Here is a 19,649-nt window from a genome sequence, read left to right as displayed (position 1 = left end):
GCTCGACAATCCAAAAATAATTGAGAGGCTAGGACTTTTGTCCCAGCCTCTTTTTCGTATTAAACAAGATGACGTTCAAATGGATCATCTGAGATTCCTTGATCTAGAATCAAGCGACACCATTCTTTGGCTGAGAAGAGGCTGTGGTCCTTGTAATTTCCACAAGACTCAATGGTTGTGCCTGGGACATCCTCCCAAGTGCTGACTGATGCAATTTCTTCTAAAGATTCTTTAATCACTTTAGCAATTTCCGTACTCGAATGCTGTCCCCACATGATCATATGAAAACCGGTGCGACATCCAAATGGGGAACAATCAATCATACCATCGATGCGTTTGCGAATAAGCATCGCAAGAAGGTGCTCGATCGTGTGGAGCCCTGCCGTTGGAATTGCATTTTCATTGGGCTGCACCAGGCGAATATCAAAGTTGGAGATGATGTCTCCTTTGGGTCCAGTTTCTTCCCCAATCAAGCGTACATAGGGAGCCTTCACAGCTGTGTGGTCCAATTCAAAACTTTCAACAATTACTTCTTTTGTCATACTCAAATCCTTCTTTGTTTTTCTTGATTATAGCATAAAAAAGCAGATTCAACAAAGTGGAAATAAATGAATGTCTCACAGATGTTCCATGAAAGAAAAGTCGATAAAAGAACAAGCGTTAAGCAAAAATATAAAAGGTTTTTCCTGTTTTTTTAGATTGTTAATTTTAGTAATTTATGGTAAAATGTAAAAGAATTTTTAATTCAACTAATTAAATAGATTTGGGGTAAAAGCATGAATTTTGTTATTACAGGTGTTTTTGCCGCGGTCATTGGTTTAGTCATTGGATATGTGGGAACTGCTCTTAAAATGAAAGCTTCAAAAGAAGCTGCGGAACTCACCCTTTTGAATGCTGAACAAGAAGCAACGAATTTACGTGGACAGGCAGAACGCGAAGCCGATTTGATTTTAAAAGAGGCGAAGCATGAGTCAAGTTCACTTAAAAAAGAAGCACTTTTGGAGGCAAAGGAAGAAGCCAGAAAATATCGTGAAGAGGTCGATGCTGAGTTTAAGTCAGAACGACAAGAATTGAAGCAATTAGAAAGCCGTTTGGCAGAACGTGCTAGCAATCTTGATCGCAAAGACGACATTTTAACAAGCAAAGAACAGTCTCTTGAACACAAAGAGCAAAGTCTTACAGATAGAACTAAACACATTGATGCGCGTGAACAACAGCTGGAAGAGCTTGAACACAAGAAAGTAGAAGAACTGGAACGTGTCGCTGCTCTAAGTCAAGGAGAAGCGCGTGACATTATTTTGAGTCAGACGGAAGAGCAACTTTCAAAAGAAATTGCCTCACGGATTCGTGATGCTGAATTGGAAGTGAAAGAACGTTCTGATAAAATCGCAAAAGACATTCTCGTGCAAGCTATGCAGCGAATGGCAGGTGATTTTGTTGCTGAGCAAACAAACTCAACCGTTCATTTGCCGGACGATAGTATGAAAGGTCGGATTATCGGTCGTGAAGGTCGCAATATTCGTACCTTTGAGAGTTTGACAGGTGTCGATGTGATTATTGATGATACGCCTGAAGTGGTGACCTTGTCAGGGTTTGATCCGATTCGTCGTGAAATTGCCCGTATGACAATGGAGAGCCTTCTCAAAGATGGACGGATCCATCCAGCCCGCATCGAAGAGCTGGTTGAGAAGAACCGCCAGGAAATTGACAACCGGATTCGTGAATACGGTGAGGCGGCTGCCTATGAAATCGGTGCGCCAAACCTCCATCCAGATTTGATGAAAATCATGGGACGGTTGCAATTCCGTACTTCTTATGGTCAAAATGTTTTGCGTCACTCCATTGAAGTTGCCAAACTTTCTGGTATTATTGCTAGCGAGTTGGGTGAAAATGCTACTTTGGCACGACGTGCAGGATTCTTACATGATATCGGTAAAGCGATTGACCGTGAAGTGGAAGGAAGTCACGTCGAGATTGGAACTGAATTGGCACGGAAGTACAAGGAACACCCAGTGGTGGTCAATACTATTGCCAGTCACCATGGAGATGTGGAACCTGAAAGTGTTATCGCAGTCATTGTCGCTGCAGCTGATGCCTTGAGTGCGGCTCGACCTGGAGCACGAAGTGAGTCACTTGAAAGTTACATCAAGCGTTTGCAAGATCTTGAAGAAATTGCAAACAGCTTTGAAGGAGTTAAGACAAGTTTCGCCCTTCAAGCAGGACGTGAAATCCGTATTATGGTGAGCCCTGAGGCAATCAAGGATGATAAAGTGACGATCTTAGCTCATGATATTCGTGAGAAGATAGAGTCAAATCTTGAATATCCTGGAAACATTAAGGTTACCGTTATTCGAGAATTGCGTGCAGTAGATTACGCAAAATAAACGAAAAGCTTGAGATCTAGCATCTCAAGCTTTTTGAATGAAAAAAATCAGTTGAAAATTAGGCCGATTTTTGTTACACTAGATAGAAAGACATTGAAGGAGAAATCATGGCGGATCGTGGCTTATTAATTGTATTTTCTGGCCCTTCAGGGGTTGGAAAAGGAACGGTCAGACGAGAAATTTTTGAAAACTCGGACAATCAGTTTCAGTATTCTGTATCGATGACGACGCGTGCACAACGTCCAGGTGAAGTGGATGGTATCGATTATTTTTTCCGTACACGTGAAGAATTTGAAGATTTGATCCGTCAAGGGCAAATGTTAGAGTATGCTGAGTACGTTGGAAATTACTATGGGACTCCTTTAACTTATGTGAATGAAACCTTGGACAAAGGAATTGATGTATTCCTTGAAATTGAAGTTCAAGGTGCGCTCCAAGTAAAGAAAAAAGTGCCAGATGCAGTTTTTATCTTCTTAACCCCGCCTGATTTGGATGAATTACAAGATCGATTAGTGGGACGCGGAACAGATAGTGCAGAAGTCATTGCGCAACGGATTGAAAAAGCAAAAGAAGAAATCGCCATGATGCGTGAATATGACTACGCAATTGTGAACGATGAAGTTCCTCTTGCTGCTCAACGTGTCAAACGTGTGATCGAAGCAGAGCATTTCCGTGTAGACCGTGTCATTGGCCATTATCTGGATATGTTACCAAAAACACAAACTATTGTGAAGAGATAAATAATTAGAAATTAGGTATAGGAATATGATGTTAAAACCTTCTATTGATACATTGCTTGACAAAGTACCATCAAAATATTCATTGGTCATTCTTGAGGCAAAACGGGCCCACGAATTGGAAAGTGGTGCAGTACCAACTCAAGAATTCCAATCAGTTAAATCAACATTACAAGCGCTTGAAGAAATCGAGTCTGGAAACGTAGTTGTTCACCCGGATCCAGAAGCAAAACGTGAAGCGCTTCGTCGTCGGATTGAAGCAGAGCGGATTCGCAAAGAAGAAGAAGAGCGCAAAATTAAGGAACAAATTGCCAAAGAAAAAGAAGATGGTGAAAAAATTTAAGGTTGGGGCTTCTCAATCTTATTTTTTGCTATTTAAAGGGTTCCGTGATAAAGTAAAGCTCATATGATAGAGGCTGGAGGTGAAAAAGTGATAGCAAAAGTCATCGTAGATGTCCCATTGATGCAGACAGATAAACCCTATTCCTATCAGATCCCATCAGAATTTGAGGATATGGTGGGGGCAGGTATGCGAGTTCATGTCCCCTTTGGTAAAGGGAATCGCCTCATTCAAGGGATTGTGGTAGATGTTTTAGAAGAGGCAGACACAAGCGAGGAATTGAAAGCGATTGTGGAGATCTTGGATTACACTCCGGTCTTAAATCAAGAGCAGTTTTGGTTGGCGGATCAATTACGAAAAAGTGTTTTTTCTTATAAGATCACGATTTTAAAAACCATGCTTCCTTCTCTCCTCAATTCGAGTTATGATAAGATTTTGTATCCTCAACCTTCTTTAGATCCAACTCTCAAAGTGAAACTTTTTGGTGAAAAAAATGAAGTTTCTTTTTCTTCTCTAGATGCGGCCGATCAAGCCCAAGTGATGCGGTTGGTCAGAAAAGGAGATTTGGTACTTGAATACAAGGCCAAGGATAAGAAACAAATTAAAACAGAAAAATGGTATCGCGTTAACCAGGAACGATTAAAAGAACTGCAACCGACTGCGAGAGCTAAAAAAAGACTAGTATTGAAAGAACGCCTGTTGCTAGAGCAAGAGGAGCAACCTTTAGCAGGATTGTATCAGGATTTTTCACGAGAAGTAGTGGCCTATTTTATTGATCAGGATATATTAGAAATTACCGAACGAGAAGTGAATCGGGCAGCATCTTACTATGAAGGAAAAAAACAAACCCGAGCTTTAGTCTTAAATCCAGAACAATCAAAGGCTGTAAAAACAGTTGTTTCTAAACTTGGGAAAGAATCAAAGCCCTTCTTATTAGAAGGTGTGACTGGAAGTGGGAAAACAGAAGTTTATCTGCAGATTATTCAGGAAGTTCTAAATAAGGGGAAAACGGCTATTATGTTGGTCCCTGAGATTTCCCTGACGCCACAGATGACGGATCGTTTTATCTCGCGTTTTGGCCAGGAAGTAGCCATTCTGCACTCGGGTTTATCAAACGGTGAGAAGTATGATCAATGGCGGAAAGTTGAACGTGGGGAGGCTAAGGTAGTCGTTGGAGCGCGCTCAGCCATCTTTGCCCCTTTAAAAAACATCGGAGCCATCATCATTGATGAAGAGCACGAGGCTTCCTACAAACAAGATAGTAACCCACGCTACCACGCAAGGGAAGTCGCGGTCTTAAGAGCTCAGTACAATCAAGCAGTTTTGCTTCTTGGATCTGCTACACCAAGTTTAGAATCGCGGGCTCGTGCAACAAAAGGGGTTTATGAATTAATTCGTCTCACCCAACGGGCCAATCCGGCAGCCAAAATTCCAGAAGTTAAAGTCGTTGATTTTCGTGATTATATTGGTCAAAATGAAGCTGGTAACTTCACTCCGGTTCTAGTGGAAGCTATTGCTGATCGCTTGCAGAAAAAAGAGCAGGTTGTCTTGATGTTGAACCGCCGTGGTTATTCCAGCTTTGTCATGTGTCGCGAGTGTGGAACTGTAGATACTTGTCCCAATTGTGATATCTCACTGACCCTCCACATGGATACTAAAACCATGAACTGTCATTATTGTGGCTATAGCAAAGCGATTCCTCGACACTGTCCAAATTGCCAAAGTCCTTCCATTCGTTATTACGGGACAGGAACGCAAAAAGCCTATAATGAATTACAAGAGATCTTTCCTGAAGCTAAAATTCTGCGCATGGATGTGGATACCACTCGAAAAAAAGGGAGCCACGCAGCGATATTAGATGCTTTCGGGAATGGAGAAGCGGATATTTTGTTAGGGACGCAAATGATTGCGAAGGGGTTGGATTTTCCAAATGTGACGTTAGTGGGTGTCTTGAATGCGGATACTTCTTTAAATTTACCGGATTATCGATCCTCTGAGAGAACCTTTCAACTCTTGACTCAGGTGGCAGGAAGGGCCGGACGAGCAGAGAAAGAAGGAGAGGTTATCATTCAAAGCTACAACCCCAATCATTATGCGATTCGATTTGCCAAAGACCAAGATTATGAAGGCTTTTTTGCCTATGAAATGCAGATTCGCCGGCAGTTAGGCTATACACCTTATTACTTCACAGTTGGGTTAACCCTATCCCATAAGAGTGAGGAAATGGTGATGGAGAAGTCACATCAGGTCATGGAAATTCTCCGATCTGGCTTATCTGATCAGGTCCAAATCTTAGGACCAACACCTAAACCAATTGCACGCACACATAATTTGTATCATTATCAAATCATTGTGAAATATCGTTTTGAAGAAGGCATGACACAGGTCTTGAATCAAATCTTAGAATTTACACAAGAAAGAGGCAACCAAGATTTACGTGTCAGTATTGATAATGAACCTCAAAGTTTTATGTAAGGAAGAAAGAAATGACAAAATTAATTTTTATGGGAACGCCTGATTTTTCAGCGACGGTTTTAAAGGGATTGTTAGCAGATTCGCGCTATGAAATTTTGGCAGTTGTGACTCAACCAGACCGCAAAGTAGGTCGCAAAAAAGAGATTCGAATGACCCCGGTGAAGCAGGTAGCTTTGGAATATCAACTACCGGTTCTTCAGCCGGAGAAATTATCGGGTAGTCCAGAAATGGAAACTCTCTTATCACTGGATGCAGATGGAATTGTGACCGCTGCTTTTGGACAATTTTTACCGACAAAATTGTTGGAGAACTTTCAATTCGCGGTGAATGTCCACGCGTCTTTATTACCTAAATATAGAGGTGGAGCTCCCATTCACTATGCCCTGATCAATGGTGACGAAGAAGCTGGGGTTACAATTATGGAAATGGTCAAGGAAATGGATGCCGGAGACATGATTGCAGCTCGTTCTCTCCCAATTTTAGATGAGGACAATGTGGGAACTTTGTTTGAAAAATTGGCAGTCCTTGGACGTGACTTACTCCTAGATACTTTGCCAGCTTACCTAGCAGGGGAGATCAAGCCAAGTCCACAAGATCCAAGTTTGGTCACATTTTCACCGAATATTTTGCCGGAAGAAGAGGTTTTGGACTGGACCAAAACCAACCGCCAAGTCTTTAATCAGATTCGAGGGATGAATCCTTGGCCGGTCGCTCATACGTTATTAAATGGTCAACGCTTTAAAGTCTACGAAGCAGAGCTATGCAAAGGAAATGGAAATCCAGGAGAAGTGATTGGTTTGACTAAAAAAGAGTTGCTGGTCGCTGCAGGAGAAGGAGCGCTGTCCCTCAAAGTTGTGCAGCCGGCAGGAAAACCTAAAATGTCCATCACAGACTTTTTGAATGGCGCTGGCCGTCAATTGAAAGTAGGAGATCACTTTGGAAGTTAAACAAATGAATGCGCGTGAACAGATCGTTCGAGTGTTAGAAGAGGTTTTTGAACAGGGAGCTTATTCTAATATTGCACTAAATCAAGCGCTAGAACACTCTCAACTTTCAGATAAAGATAGAAGCTTTGTTACGGAAGTTGTATACGGTACGGTAGCACGGAAGATAACACTCGAGTGGTATCTCGCCCACGTGATTGAAGACCGGACGAAATTAGATCCTTGGCTCTATTATCTTTTGATGATGAGTTTGTATCAACTTGTCTATTTAGACCGAATTCCTGATCATGCCATCGTCAATGAAGCTGTCCGGATAGCAAAACGTCGTAAAGAAGGCAGTGAGAAGTTTGTCAATGCTATTCTTAGAAAGCTCATCCGCGAAGGACTACCAGCTATTGATACAATCAAGCGAAAGAACAAACGTTATTCGGTAGAGTATTCCCTACCTGTATGGTTGGTCAAAGCATTGATCGAAGAATACGGTGAAGAACGTGCTTGTGCAATTTTTAAGAGTCTTTATCAGCGTAATAAATCCAGTATTCGTGTGATTGATCTGGACGAAAAAGAAGAGTTGGCTCAGCTGTTCGAAGCAACCTCCTCTCTACTTGCTCCGTCCGCTCTCGTGAAAGAGCAGGGACATTTTACGGCGCATTCCTTGTTTAAAGAGGGACGCATTACTATTCAAGACGAGTCCAGTCAATTGGTGGCACCAGCTTTGGATTTGCAAGGAGATGAGTGGGTTTTAGATGCCTGTGCGGCGCCAGGTGGAAAGACGACCCACCTGGCTTCTTATCTCACAACTGGGAAAGTCACAGCCTTGGATCTCTATGACCATAAGCTCAAATTGATTCAAGAAAATGCTAATCGGCTCCATGTTGCGGACAAAATTTTGACAAAGAAGTTAGATGCGACAAAAGTCTTTGAAACATTTGGACCTGATGCTTTCGATAAAATTTTGGTGGATGCGCCTTGTTCAGGGATTGGTTTGATACGGAGAAAGCCTGATATCAAGTACAATAAAGAGAGTGCAGATTTTGTATCTTTACAAGCTATTCAATTGGCCATTCTGGATAGTGTTTGTCAAAGTGTGCGTAAAGGTGGTATAATAGTGTACAGTACGTGTACAATTATGGGTAAAGAGAATTTTGAAGTGGTGGACCAATTTTTGAAAAACCATCCAAATTTCGAACAAGTCCCATTGGATCACGAAAGAAAAGATATTCTTAAAAATGATTGTATCCTTATTACACCCGAATTATATGGAAGCGACGGCTTCTTTATCAGTCGTTTTAAGAGAATCTCATAATATCAGGAGGAAACTGACAGTATGGATATGACGATCTTAACCGATGTAGGTCAAAGACGGACAAATAACCAAGACTATGCAAATCAATATACAAACAAGGCAGGAAAACCGATGGTTTTTCTTGCTGATGGTATGGGAGGACACCGTGCCGGAAATATTGCTAGTGAAATGGCAGTCACAGACCTAGGTGCGGCTTGGGTTTCTTCTGAGATCGAGACGGTTAATCAAGTACGGGAATGGTTTGCAGAACATTTAGAAGCTGTGAATCGTCGGATTCATTTGGCTGGGCAAGATGATGAGCACAAAGGAATGGGAACGACACTAGAAGCCTTGGCTTTTGTAGAAGGACAAGTGATTTATGCCCACGTTGGGGATTCACGGATTGGCCTCATTCGTCAAGGCAAATACCAGCAGTTGACCAGTGACCATTCTCTTGTAAATGCTCTTTTACGAGCTGGTCAAATTACAGAGGAAGAAGCTGCCCATCATCCTCAACGTAACATCATCACTCAGTCCATTGGTCAAAAAGATGAGTTAGAGCCGGATTATGGTTTGGTGACGGTTGAAGCAGATGATTATATTTTGATCAATAGTGACGGTTTAACCAATATGATTGGCCCAGATGAAATCAGAGACATTGTCTTGAGTGATGTTTCACTGGAAGAAAAAGCTCAAACCTTGATTCGTTTTGCCAATAATGCTGGAGGCTTGGATAATATCACCGTTGTACTGCTCCACTTTACTGAGGAGGACGCAGCATGATTCAAATCGGCAAAATTTTTGCCGGGCGATATAAAATCATCCAACAAATTGGACGCGGCGGGATGGCAGATGTTTATCTTGCGCGTGATTTGATTTTGGATGGGGAAGAAGTTGCAGTCAAGGTACTGCGTACGAATTACCAGACGGATCCCATTGCAGTTGCGCGTTTTCAGCGTGAAGCAAAGGCGATGGCAGAGCTGGACCATCCAAATATCGTTCGGATTACAGACATTGGCGAAGAAGAAGGACAACAATACCTTGCAATGGAATATGTTGCAGGTTTAGACTTGAAACGCTATATCAAAGAAAATGCTCCTTTATCAAATGAAGAAGCTGTTCGTTTGATGGGGCAGATCCTTCTAGCTATGCGTCTTGCCCATACGCGTGGCATTATCCATAGAGATTTAAAACCACAGAATGTCCTCTTGACACCAGATGGAACAGCAAAAGTTTCAGACTTTGGGATTGCAGTGGCCTTCGCAGAGACTAGCTTGACCCAGACCAACTCGATGTTGGGGTCGGTTCATTATTTGTCCCCTGAGCAGGCGCGTGGATCAAAAGCTACGGTGCAAAGTGACATCTACGCGATGGGGATTATTTTCTATGAGATGTTGACAGGACACATTCCTTATGATGGAGATAGTGCAGTCACAATTGCTTTGCAGCATTTTCAAAAGCCACTCCCCTCTATTCGTGAAGAAAATAAGAATGTTCCACAAGCTTTAGAAAATGTGGTGATCAAAGCGACAGCTAAAAAACTGACGGATCGCTATAAATCAGTGGCAGAGATGTATGTGGACCTTTCAAGTTGCTTGTCCTACGAGAGAAGAAATGAGAAAAAACTGATTTTTGAAGATCAATCGAAAGCTGATACAAAGACTCTTCCAAAAGTGAGTCCAACTCCAAAGACGGCTCCTGTTCCAATCTCTGAGGTACGCAGTGAAATCAGTTCGGTAGATCCTAATCGACCATTATCTAACCAGCAGACAATGGCACCAAGTAAAAAGCCAAGAAGACGCTTGCGGGCGCGCTACAAGGTATTGTTTGTTGCCATTGCCCTAGTTCTTGCAGCCTTTACTTTCTTGTTGTATATGAGCCCAGCCAATAAAACAGTTCCAGATGTTTCCGGCAAAACCATTGCCGAAGCTAGAGCGGTTATTGAGGGACAAGACCTTCAAGTCGGTGAAGAGAAAGAAGAGTACAGTGATTCGGTTGCAGAAGGTTATGTCATTCGAACCAATCCAAATGCAGGGGCTCAAAAGAAAGAACAAAGTCGAATTGATTTGATTGTTTCCAAAGGACCAAACAGCTTTGAAATGCCAAATTACGTGGGTGAAACACGGGCAGCAGCAGAAGAAGATCTGAAAAATACTTATAAAGTATCAAGCAAAATGATCACGATTGAAGAAGTTGAGACCTTCGATTATGCTGCAGGGACAGTTCTTGAACAAACTCCAGCTCCAGGAGAACAATATTCTCTGAATTCAAAAACAAAGATTGTTTTGAAAGTAGCGAAAGAAACGACTTCAATTGAAATGCCAAACTATGTTGGATCAACTTATGATTTTGCTAGAAGTAATTTGATTGAGATCTATGGTATTAAAGAAGCCAATATCGAATTAAGAAAAACAGAACATCTCCCTGATGGAGTATCTGTTTCTGCAGGTCAAATTGTTAGTCAAACTCCAGAAGTTTCGAGTACGGTGGATATTAACCGAACACGAATTGTTTTAACGGTATATGAGCCTAAAGTGACAGCTTCTTCAAGTACGAAAGCCTCATCAAGTTCTGATACATCTAGTTCATCCTCTGGTGAACGATCAGATACAGAAAGTTCAAGCAGTAGTGCAACTAGTGGAGATTAATAAATCAGTCTAAGACTCAGATGGATTTCTGGGTCTTTTTGATTGTCTGCTATTATCCAACCACAGACGGAAGTCAAATGAGGAAAAATTTGATAAAATAGGAAAAGATGAGGTAGACTATGTGGAAAATACAAATTTTTATTTTCGTTGAAGCCGTTTTGTTAACATTAGCAGCGATCACCATTTTATCAATCGATTTTTCCAGATTTGTTGTCTTGATGGTTCTCTTTTTGCTCCTTTTGTATTACTATTTTGGCAAACAAAAAGCGAATTTTCTATTAATCGCGCTGAGTGTGCTCTTGTTTTTTATCGTGATGCTGAATCCTTTTGTGATTGCAGCCATTTTATTTGCGGTGGTTTATGGTTTATTGATCGCCTACCCTTATATGTATAAGGAAAATGAAGCCGTTGTGTTTGATGTTGAAGAGGATACGAAAATTCGTCAGGAAAAAACTCGATGGATTGGTGATTTACAACATTTTTCAAAGCAAAGTCGAGGGTATCGAGATCTGAATGTGATCCGAGTTTTTGGGAATGACACCCTCCATTTAGAGGAGGTAGCCATTTGCAATTGGGACAATGTAGTGATCATTCGGAAAGGGTTTGGAAATACAAAAATTATCTTACCGATTGATTTGGAATTGCATTTACAAATTAACACCCTGTATGGAGATCTGAAGTTTTTGGATCTTCCTGTCCGTAAAATGAGGAATGAAACCATAGACATTGAAACGGCACATTATCGGAGATCGCACCGTTCTATAAAAATTGTGTTAGTTGGTATTGTTGGGGATGTTGAGGTGATTCGCGCATGAAGAAATTAGACTATCTCCTATTGTACTTCTATTCCCTAATGGTAGTTGCGGTCATTTGTCATACCATTTTCCATTTTGTTGGTTTTCAGTGGGGCAAACTTCTCTCAGATCTTTCCTTGCTTCAGTCATTCCTATTTTTGGTTTTTAGTCTGACGCTTGCATTGACGGCTTTGGTTGTCTTAATAATTAAAATCACGCAATTTGTAACGGTTCATGCAGTACAACAAAAGGTAGAATCTATCCTGACTGCTTCACAGCGAAAAGAAATTGCCCCCAAAGAATTGAATCAACAGTTAGATTTATTGGACAGCAAATTGCTTCGACTAGAAGAAAATTTACAAAAAAGTGAAAATCGTGTGATGCGAAATGAAGAAGAAATTGTGGAAATCGAGCGTAAGAGAATTGCGCGTGATCTACATGACACGGTTAGTCAAGAATTGTTTGCAGCCAATATGATTTTATCTGGAGTGGCAGCACAGGCTCTTGAGTTAGAGAAAAGTCAGATCCAGCAGCAACTAAATGGTGTGTCAGATATTCTAGGTACAGCCCAAAATGATTTACGCGTCTTGCTCCTACATCTTCGTCCTACAGAATTGGAAGGAAAAAGTTTGGTAGAAGGGATGGAGATGATTTTTAGAGAATTGAAGGAAAAGAGTAACCTAACAGTTGTCTTCCATCATAATGACGTGAGCATTCCAAAAGAAATGGAAGAACATCTATTTCGGATCGTCCAAGAAATTGTCAGCAATACCTTGAAACACGCTAGAGCTCAACAAATGGATGTCTTTTTGCATCAGGAAGGAAAACAACTTCATTTACGGATGGTAGATGATGGAATCGGCTTTGAGCAGGAAAAATTGGAACGATTGAGTTATGGGTTGAAAAATATTCAAGAACGTGTAGAGGACATGGCGGGAACCATTAAAATAAGAACGAGTCCTCAAAAGGGAGTGGCTGTGGATATTCGCGTTCCCCTCCTTGTAAAAGAGAAAAATGAAAAGGAAACTGTATGAAAGTATTATTAGTAGACGACCATGAAATGGTTCGATTGGGATTGAAAAGCTTTTTGTCCATGCAAACCGATATTGAGCAAGTCTTAGAGGCGAAAAATGGGCATGAAGGGGTGGACTTGGCGCTGAAAGAAAGACCAGACGTCATCATCATGGATATTGTGATGCCAGAGCTAAATGGAATCGATGCGACTCTAGCCATCCTAAAAGAGTGGCCGGAAGCTAAAATTGTCATTTTGACGTCTTATTTAGATAACGAAAAGATTTACCCAGTCTTAGATGCAGGTGCAAAAGGGTATATCTTAAAGACTTCGTCAGCAACTGAGATCTTACAGGCTGTCAGAAAGGTTGCAAAGGGAGAATTTGCAATTGAGACAGAAGTTAGTCAAAAAGTTAAGTCACGAAAGAACCATGCTGAATTGCATGATGATTTGACAGCTAGAGAACGAGATATTCTGGCTTTATTGACGAAAGGATATGAAAATCAACGAATAGCAGATGAACTCTTCATTTCTTTAAAAACAGTGAAGACCCATGTCTCCAACATCTTATCCAAATTAGAAGTCAGTGATCGGACGCAAGCAGTCGTCTATGCCTTCCGACACCATCTGGTGAATCAAGAAGATTTTTAAAGGGAAACATGCTATAATAGAGCATGATCATAAGGGGGAGACAAGTGGACGCAAAATTACGTTATAAAGCCAAAAAAGTTAAAATCGTCTTTTTTGATATTGATGATACATTACGTGCAAAAGAAACTGGATTGATCCCAGAATCTGTCAAAGAAGTCTTTCATCAATTGAAAGAAAAAGGAATCCGAACAGGGATTGCAACGGGTAGAGGGATTTTTGGGGTTGTTCCTGAAATCATGGACTTAAAGCCTGATTTTCTAGTAACCTTAAACGGTGCCTATATAGAAGATACAAAAGGAACTGTGATCTACCAATCACCAATCAATGAAGCAATCGTTTCTTCTTTTGTGGATTGGGCCAAAGAATCCGAGATTGATTATGGGTTAGTAGCTAGTCATCAAGCTTCCCTGTCTAATCGGACACCCTTGATCAGTGATGCTATTGACATCATTTATCCAAACTTACCAGTAGATCCAGATCTGCATTTGAAAGAACCTATTTTCCAAATGTGGACCTTTGATGAACAGGATAGTGAGCTAGAGTTGCCCCCTTCTTTGCAAGAGAACTTGCGCCTAGTTTCGTGGCATCCCCATTCGTCAGATGTTGTTCGCTTTGAAGCTTCAAAAGCTTCAGGAGTTTCTCATCTTGTAAATCATTTGGGCTTGAAGCCAGAGAATGTTTTAGTATTTGGGGATGGATTAAATGATCTAGAACTGTTTGATTACGCTGGAATTAGTATCGCAATGGGAAAATCTGCCCCAGAGTTACAAGAAAAAGCTGATTATATCACTAAGAATTTAGAAGAAGATGGCATATTCTATGCCTTAGAGGAGTTAAATATGGTTGAAAAAGAATTGACATTACCACAGTTAGAACTTGCTACGGTTGACGGTCCTGTCGCTGTGATCAAAACCAATCACGGTGAGATGAACATTCAATTGTTCCCGGATCAAGCGCCAAAAACAGTTGCAAACTTTGTAGCTCTTGCTAAGTCTGGCTATTATGATGGTGTCATTTTCCATCGGATTATTAAAGATTTTATGATCCAAGGGGGAGATCCAACAGGCACAGGTATGGGTGGTGAATCCATCTATGGGGAGAGCTTCGAAGACGAATTTTCAAAAGAATTGTACAATATTCGCGGAGCCCTTTCAATGGCAAATGCTGGACCAAACACAAATGGCAGCCAATTCTTTATTGTACAAAATCAACATCTCCCATATTCGAAAAAGGAATTGGTCCGCGGTGGCTGGCCTGAAGAAATTGCTGAAATCTATACGACAGAAGGAGGAACTCCTCACCTAGATCAACGCCATACCGTATTTGGACAATTGATGGATGAAGCTTCTTTTGCTGTGTTGGATGAGATCGCGGCTGTTGAGACCGGGATGATGGATAAGCCAGTAGAAGATGTCGTGATTGAAACCATCGAGATTGAGGACTAATATGAAAATTGGAGATAAGTTAGAAGGGACCATTACAGGCATTCAACCTTATGGTGCCTTTGTCGAACTAGAGTCGGGTGTCACGGGCTTGATTCATATCTCAGAGATTAGAAGTGGTTATGTAAGTAATATTCATGATATTCTTTCAATTGGAGAAAAAGTCTTTGTCCAAGTCATCGATGTTGATGAATATTCTAAGAAAGCTAGCCTCTCTTTGAGAACACTAGAAGAAACACCACAACGAAGTATTCGACACCATCGTTTTTCAAATGACCGCCACAAGAGTGGTTTTGCGCCCTTAGCTCAACAGATGCCGACCTGGGTCAAAGAAGGAAAGGTATTCTTTAGCAAACAAGAAAAAAAATAAAAACTTCGATAGGTTGATGAAACCTATCGAAGTTTTTTTGATATAGAGAATTATTCAAATTCGTAAAGGGTAGTAGAAAGGTAACGTTCTCCATTATCTGGTGCAAGAGCAAGAACTTTTTTACCGCTTCCCAATTCTTTTGCGACTTCAATAGCAGCATAGATAGCAGCTGCGCTTGAGATACCGACTAAGAATCCTTCAGCTCCACCGATAGCGCGTGCAAGTTCGAAAGCTTCTTCTGAAGATACGCGACGAACACCATCATATGCATTAGTGTCTAAAGTATTTGGGATAAAACCAGCTGAAATCCCTTGGATTTTATGTGGTCCAGGTTTTTCGCCAGAAAGGACTGCAGATTCATTGGCCTCAACGGCATAGACTTTGACAGCAGGATTATTCTTTTTCAAAGTATGAGAAATACCAGAAACAGTACCACCAGTACCAACACCTGCGACAAAAGCATCTAAACCATCTTTTCCAAAGGCATCAACGATTTCTTGTCCTGTTGTTCTTTCATGTACCTCTGGGTTAGCAGGGTTTTCAAATTGAAGAGGAAGGAAGCCATTTCTTTCTGCAGCGATTGCTTCAGCTTTAGCGATAGCGCCTTTCATTCCTTCACTTCCAGGAGTCAAAACGAGTTCAGCTCCATAGGCTTGGATGATTTTACGACGTTCCACACTCATGGTTTCAGGCATGACAATCACAACTTTGTATCCTTTAGCTGCGCCAACCCATGACAAACCAATCCCTGTGTTCCCACTAGTTGCTTCGACAATGGTATCACCTGGTTTGATCAAGCCATCAGCTTCAGCTTTTTCAATCATGCTCAAAGCAATCCGGTCTTTGACAGATGATCCAGGATTGAAGGCTTCGAGTTTGACATAGACATCTGCAGCTCCTTCAGGAACAAGACGGTTCAATTTGACAATCGGAGTGTTCCCAATCAGTTCTGTAATATTTTCATAAATAGCCATAATATACCTCAGTTCTAGGTTTTCTTGATACTAACAAGTATAGTCTCTTGCGAGAAGAATGTAAAATATAGAAATTTTATGGGTGTGATAAAAAAAAACTATCGTTGCCGATAGTATTTTAATTATTTTTCTACAGAAAATAGGGGTACTTCAACCTCACGAATTCCTTGGTCCTCAATAATGACTTTACCATTATAAAATTCGACTAAAGCTGCTGTGATAGAACTTGTGTTTTCTTTATCCACAAAAATAGTTGTCATCACCTGATCTGTGAACATCGGATCTTGTTCCGCCAATTGATGGTCTTTTAAGAAATTAGCAAATTCTTGGTATTGGGAATAAGAAAGTGTGATCCCAAGTACCACTTGCTCTTTGATTTCTACCAGTCCAATCTCTCGAACTGCTTGTGCAACACTTCCAGCATAAGCACGAATCAGACCGCCAGCACCTAATTTAATACCTCCAAAATAGCGGGTAACCACGACACAACTATTAGTGATGCGATGATTCTCCAAAACTCCTAACATCGGTACCCCAGCGGTTCCACTAGGCTCTCCATCGTCACTGGTCCGTTTGATGTCACTTTGTTCCCCAATGATGAAAGCAGAGCAGTTATGTGTAGCCTTATAGTGTTCCTTTTTGATGGCATTGATAAAATCTCTAGCTTCCTCTTCAGAGGAGACTCGCTTGACATGACAAATGAATTTTGATTTTTTGATTTCTTCTTGAACAGTGCCGTTCTCTTTAAATGTAACATATTCCATATTCTTATTTTACAAAAAAAGAATGATTTTCTCCAACTTTTGCGAATTAATAAGTATGAAGATAGAAGATTCTTATGGAAGACTCTTAACGAAGAGTCAAATGACAAATGATCTAAAAGAAATTGCCCAAGAACTTCCAGCTATAGAAAAAGAGAATGGAAGGTACCAATGCTTTCGATGTGGCAGTTTGATTGATCAAAAACTGTGGAAGTTGAGTGAAGAGGTACTGTATTGTAGAGCCTGTATCCAATTGGGGAGGATCCGGAGTGATCAAAAACTTTATGCTATTGCACAGAAAGACTTTGAAGGACAGGAGGTGTTAAACTGGAAGGGAACCTTGACTTCCTATCAACAAGAGGTATCTGAAGGACTTATCCAAGCAGTTAAAGCAGGAAAACATGCCTTGGTACATGCTGTGACAGGAGCAGGAAAAACGGAAATGATGTATCAGGTTGTAGCAACAGCGATCAAGGCAGGAAAAGCAGTCTGTATTGCTACCCCAAGAATCGATGTCTGTATAGAATTGTACGGAAGGATGAAGGAAGATTTTTCCTGCCCCATCTCTTTGCTTCATGGAGAATCGGAGCCCTATTTTAGAACGCCTTTAGTGATCGCTACAACCCACCAATTGCTAAAGTTCTATCAGGCCTTTGATCTCCTTATTATAGATGAAGTAGATGCTTTTCCCTATGTAGACAATCCAATCTTATATAAAGCAGCTCAGAATGCAATAAAAAAAGAGGGGAATACCCTATATTTAACAGCAACCTCTACAGATGAGTTAGATAAAAAGGTCAAGAAAAAAGAAATCATTCGTTATAGTCTTCCAAGAAGATTTCATGGGAACCCACTAGTGGTCCCTGAAATAAAATGGGTGCCGAAAATGAGAGAAAAAATAGAAAAAGGAAGAATCCCTTACCAACTATTGCAACTGATCAAGAAACAAATACAAACTCACTACCCATTGTTAATCTTTGTATCTGAAATAGAATTAGGACAACAATTTACCGAGAACTTAAAAAAATACTTTCCCAAAGAAACAGTAGGTTTTGTATCCTCACAGACAACAGACCGTCTACGAATGGTAGAAGAGTTTAGAAACAGAGCCATAACCATGCTAGTCTCTACAACAATTTTAGAAAGAGGAGTGACTTTTCCGTTTGTAGATGTCTTTGTTTTAGAAAGTAATCACAAATTATTTACTAAAAGTGCTCTCGTACAAATTTCAGGAAGGGTCGGTCGAAGTAAAGAAAGACCAACAGGTAAACTACTTTTTCTATCAGATGGCATAACAAGAGAAATGAAGAAAGCGATCAAAGAAATAAAGGAAATGAATCAGGAGGCTGGATTTTGAAAGAATGCTTGCTTTGTACGAAAGAGTTGAAAACTGGTGAATATTTCACAGACCTTATTTTTATGAATCAACAAGAAGAATGGATTTGTAAAGAATGCAAAAAAGACTTCGAACAAATTGGCGAAGTCCATTGTCCTAGATGTTATAAAGATCAGGAGGAGAAAGTATGTAAAGATTGCGAATACTGGATACAAAAGGGGAATATGGTCGAACATGAAGCATTATATAAATATAATGCAGCAATGAAGGACTATTTCAGGAGATATAAATTTGAAGGCGATCGTTTATTAGGAATGGTATTTGCAAGTGACATCAAAAAAACCTTGAAAAAGTATAAAAGCTATACGATAATACCGACTCCAATCAGCCATGAAAAAAAGCAGGAAAGAGGATTCAATCAAGTATCGACTATACTGGATTTTGCAGAGATAAAGTACAACAGTCTATTCCAAAAAGAAGACACTTTAGCCCAATCAAAAAAAACAAGAGAAGAAAGATTAAAAACCTCTCAGCACTTTCAATTAAAAGGAGAAATTTCAAAAAAGCAGAAATATCTAATCTTCGATGATATCTACACAACGGGCAAAACAATCGAATTAATGAAGCTCCTACTAATTGAAAAAGGTGTGAAAGAAATAAAAACATTTTCAATTGCAAGGTAAAAAAAGATTTGCAAAAACTTTATGAAAGCGTTATAATATACATATAAATAAAAACATAATGTTTAGAAAGTAGGTACTAATATGATTAAATATAGTATCCGTGGTGAAAACCTAGAAGTAACAGAAGCCATTCGCGACTATGTCGTTTCTAAACTCGAAAAGATTGAAAAATATTTTCAGGCAGATCAAGAGCTAGACGCTCGAGTAAACTTAAAAGTTTACCGTGAAAAGACCGCAAAAGTAGAAGTAACCATTCCGCTTGGATCTATCACACTTCGTGCAGAAGATGTCTCTCAAGATATGTACGGTTCAATTGATCTAGTTGTAGATAAAATTGAACGTCAAATTCGTAAGAATAAAACAAAAATCGAAAAGAAAAATCGTATTAAATCTGGTGCAGGTAAATTGTTTACCGATGCAGTTGTAGAAGAAGCAGCAACTACAGAAAAAGTTGTTCGCTCAAAAACAATTGATCTAGAACCAATGGATTTAGATGAAGCTATCCTCCAAATGGATCTATTAGCACACGACTTCTTCATTTATCGTGATGCAGAGGATAACACAACAAATGTGATCTACCGCAGAGAAGATGGAGACATCGGTCTATTGGAAGTAAAAGAATAGAGATCAAAAAAGAGATTGAAAACATCAAATAAATTATAGAAGAATCAGGAGCATCTGTGCTCCTGATTCTTTATATAACTTAAAAACTTTCTAAAAAATAAAATTTTTTGAAAAAAAGTATTGACAGTAAGAGAAGGTCATGATATACTAATATAGTTGTCGCGCGAGAGCGACAAAGACCTTTGAAAA

19 protein-coding genes are annotated in these 19,649 nt (G+C 40.2%); 16 read left to right on the top strand and 3 right to left on the bottom strand.

All coding sequences use genetic code 11. The features are described from left to right. Positions 1-59: 59 nt before the first annotated feature. Positions 60-542 (bottom strand): S-ribosylhomocysteine lyase, encoded by a 483-nt coding sequence (locus LIZ08_RS09565; protein ID WP_024054576.1) that lies wholly within the window; start codon positions 540-542, stop codon positions 60-62. A gap of 234 nt (positions 543-776) precedes the next feature. Between LIZ08_RS09565 and LIZ08_RS09560 the strand changes: the two genes are divergently transcribed. From LIZ08_RS09560 to LIZ08_RS09500, 13 genes are all read left to right on the top strand, one after another. Further along, on the top strand, positions 777-2,384 hold the full coding sequence (locus LIZ08_RS09560; protein ID WP_049492366.1) for a ribonuclease Y: 1,608 nt from the start codon (positions 777-779) through the stop codon (positions 2,382-2,384). A gap of 107 nt (positions 2,385-2,491) precedes the next feature. After that, positions 2,492-3,124 (top strand): guanylate kinase, encoded by a 633-nt coding sequence (gene gmk / locus LIZ08_RS09555; RefSeq protein WP_049516131.1) that lies wholly within the window; start codon positions 2,492-2,494, stop codon positions 3,122-3,124. Positions 3,125-3,149: 25 nt separating this feature from the next. Further along, a complete protein-coding gene (gene rpoZ / locus LIZ08_RS09550) occupies positions 3,150-3,464 on the top strand; it encodes a DNA-directed RNA polymerase subunit omega (RefSeq protein WP_003010339.1) in 315 nt (104 codons plus the stop codon). A gap of 63 nt (positions 3,465-3,527) precedes the next feature. Then, on the top strand, positions 3,528-5,936 hold the full coding sequence (locus LIZ08_RS09545; RefSeq protein WP_227038753.1) for a primosomal protein N': 2,409 nt from the start codon (positions 3,528-3,530) through the stop codon (positions 5,934-5,936). 11 nt (positions 5,937-5,947) lie between these two features. Beyond that, complete coding sequence (gene fmt / locus LIZ08_RS09540) at positions 5,948-6,883, top strand: methionyl-tRNA formyltransferase (RefSeq protein WP_227038752.1); 936 nt, start codon at positions 5,948-5,950, stop codon at positions 6,881-6,883. Then, positions 6,873-8,186, top strand: a complete 1,314-nt coding sequence (gene rsmB / locus LIZ08_RS09535) for a 16S rRNA (cytosine(967)-C(5))-methyltransferase RsmB (protein WP_227038751.1) — start codon at positions 6,873-6,875, stop codon at positions 8,184-8,186. Before fmt ends, rsmB begins: the two co-directional genes overlap by 11 nt. A 21-nt stretch (positions 8,187-8,207) precedes the next feature. Next, on the top strand, positions 8,208-8,948 hold the full coding sequence (locus tag LIZ08_RS09530) for a Stp1/IreP family PP2C-type Ser/Thr phosphatase (RefSeq protein ID WP_129299753.1): 741 nt from the start codon (positions 8,208-8,210) through the stop codon (positions 8,946-8,948). Next, complete coding sequence (gene pknB, locus LIZ08_RS09525; protein WP_227038750.1) at positions 8,945-10,813, top strand: Stk1 family PASTA domain-containing Ser/Thr kinase; 1,869 nt, start codon at positions 8,945-8,947, stop codon at positions 10,811-10,813. Before LIZ08_RS09530 ends, pknB begins: the two co-directional genes overlap by 4 nt. A 119-nt stretch (positions 10,814-10,932) precedes the next feature. Next, positions 10,933-11,628, top strand: coding sequence for a cell wall-active antibiotics response protein LiaF (gene liaF, locus LIZ08_RS09520; RefSeq protein ID WP_003003865.1), 696 nt, complete (start codon positions 10,933-10,935; stop codon positions 11,626-11,628). Next, entirely contained in the window at positions 11,625-12,641 is a 1,017-nt protein-coding gene (locus LIZ08_RS09515) for a sensor histidine kinase (RefSeq protein WP_024054571.1), read from the top strand. Before liaF ends, LIZ08_RS09515 begins: the two co-directional genes overlap by 4 nt. Then, on the top strand, positions 12,638-13,270 hold the full coding sequence (locus LIZ08_RS09510) for a response regulator transcription factor (RefSeq protein WP_024054570.1): 633 nt from the start codon (positions 12,638-12,640) through the stop codon (positions 13,268-13,270). Before LIZ08_RS09515 ends, LIZ08_RS09510 begins: the two co-directional genes overlap by 4 nt. A gap of 44 nt (positions 13,271-13,314) precedes the next feature. Further along, on the top strand, positions 13,315-14,715 hold the full coding sequence (locus LIZ08_RS09505; protein ID WP_024054569.1) for a bifunctional Cof-type HAD-IIB family hydrolase/peptidylprolyl isomerase: 1,401 nt from the start codon (positions 13,315-13,317) through the stop codon (positions 14,713-14,715). A 1-nt stretch (position 14,716) separates the two neighbouring features. Continuing rightward, positions 14,717-15,082 (top strand): S1 RNA-binding domain-containing protein, encoded by a 366-nt coding sequence (locus tag LIZ08_RS09500; RefSeq protein ID WP_023920312.1) that lies wholly within the window; start codon positions 14,717-14,719, stop codon positions 15,080-15,082. Between the two features lie 50 nt (positions 15,083-15,132). On the opposite strand, the gene cysK is transcribed toward LIZ08_RS09500, so the two are convergent. Together cysK and LIZ08_RS09490 are read right to left on the bottom strand one after the other, a co-directional pair. Next, positions 15,133-16,056 carry a cysteine synthase A gene (cysK, locus tag LIZ08_RS09495; protein WP_003004014.1) on the bottom strand — a complete coding sequence of 308 codons (924 nt, stop codon included), beginning with the start codon at positions 16,054-16,056 and terminating at the stop codon, positions 15,133-15,135. Between the two features lie 122 nt (positions 16,057-16,178). Continuing rightward, positions 16,179-16,820 carry a YigZ family protein gene (locus tag LIZ08_RS09490; protein WP_049486060.1) on the bottom strand — a complete coding sequence of 214 codons (642 nt, stop codon included), beginning with the start codon at positions 16,818-16,820 and terminating at the stop codon, positions 16,179-16,181. A 55-nt stretch (positions 16,821-16,875) separates the two neighbouring features. Between LIZ08_RS09490 and LIZ08_RS09485 the strand changes: the two genes are divergently transcribed. The 3 genes from LIZ08_RS09485 to hpf all read left to right on the top strand — a co-directional run bounded on the left by LIZ08_RS09485 (position 16,876) and on the right by hpf (position 19,460). Further along, on the top strand, positions 16,876-18,174 hold the full coding sequence (locus tag LIZ08_RS09485; RefSeq protein ID WP_024054566.1) for a DEAD/DEAH box helicase: 1,299 nt from the start codon (positions 16,876-16,878) through the stop codon (positions 18,172-18,174). Further along, entirely contained in the window at positions 18,171-18,836 is a 666-nt protein-coding gene (locus tag LIZ08_RS09480) for a ComF family protein (RefSeq protein WP_129299761.1), read from the top strand. The genes LIZ08_RS09485 and LIZ08_RS09480 overlap by 4 nt, the downstream gene beginning before the upstream one ends. Positions 18,837-18,917: 81 nt before the next feature. Continuing rightward, a complete protein-coding gene (gene hpf / locus LIZ08_RS09475; protein ID WP_003010301.1) occupies positions 18,918-19,460 on the top strand; it encodes a ribosome hibernation-promoting factor, HPF/YfiA family in 543 nt (180 codons plus the stop codon). Positions 19,461-19,649: the final 189 nt, after the last annotated feature.

Origin of the sequence: Streptococcus sp. 210928-DFI.4.42 (assembly GCF_020554365.1) — a bacterium.
GTDB lineage: Bacteria > Bacillota > Bacilli > Lactobacillales > Streptococcaceae > Streptococcus > Streptococcus parasanguinis_S.
The sequence above is the reverse complement of the archived record's forward strand: the minus strand, read 5'-3'. Positions and strand labels throughout refer to the sequence as shown.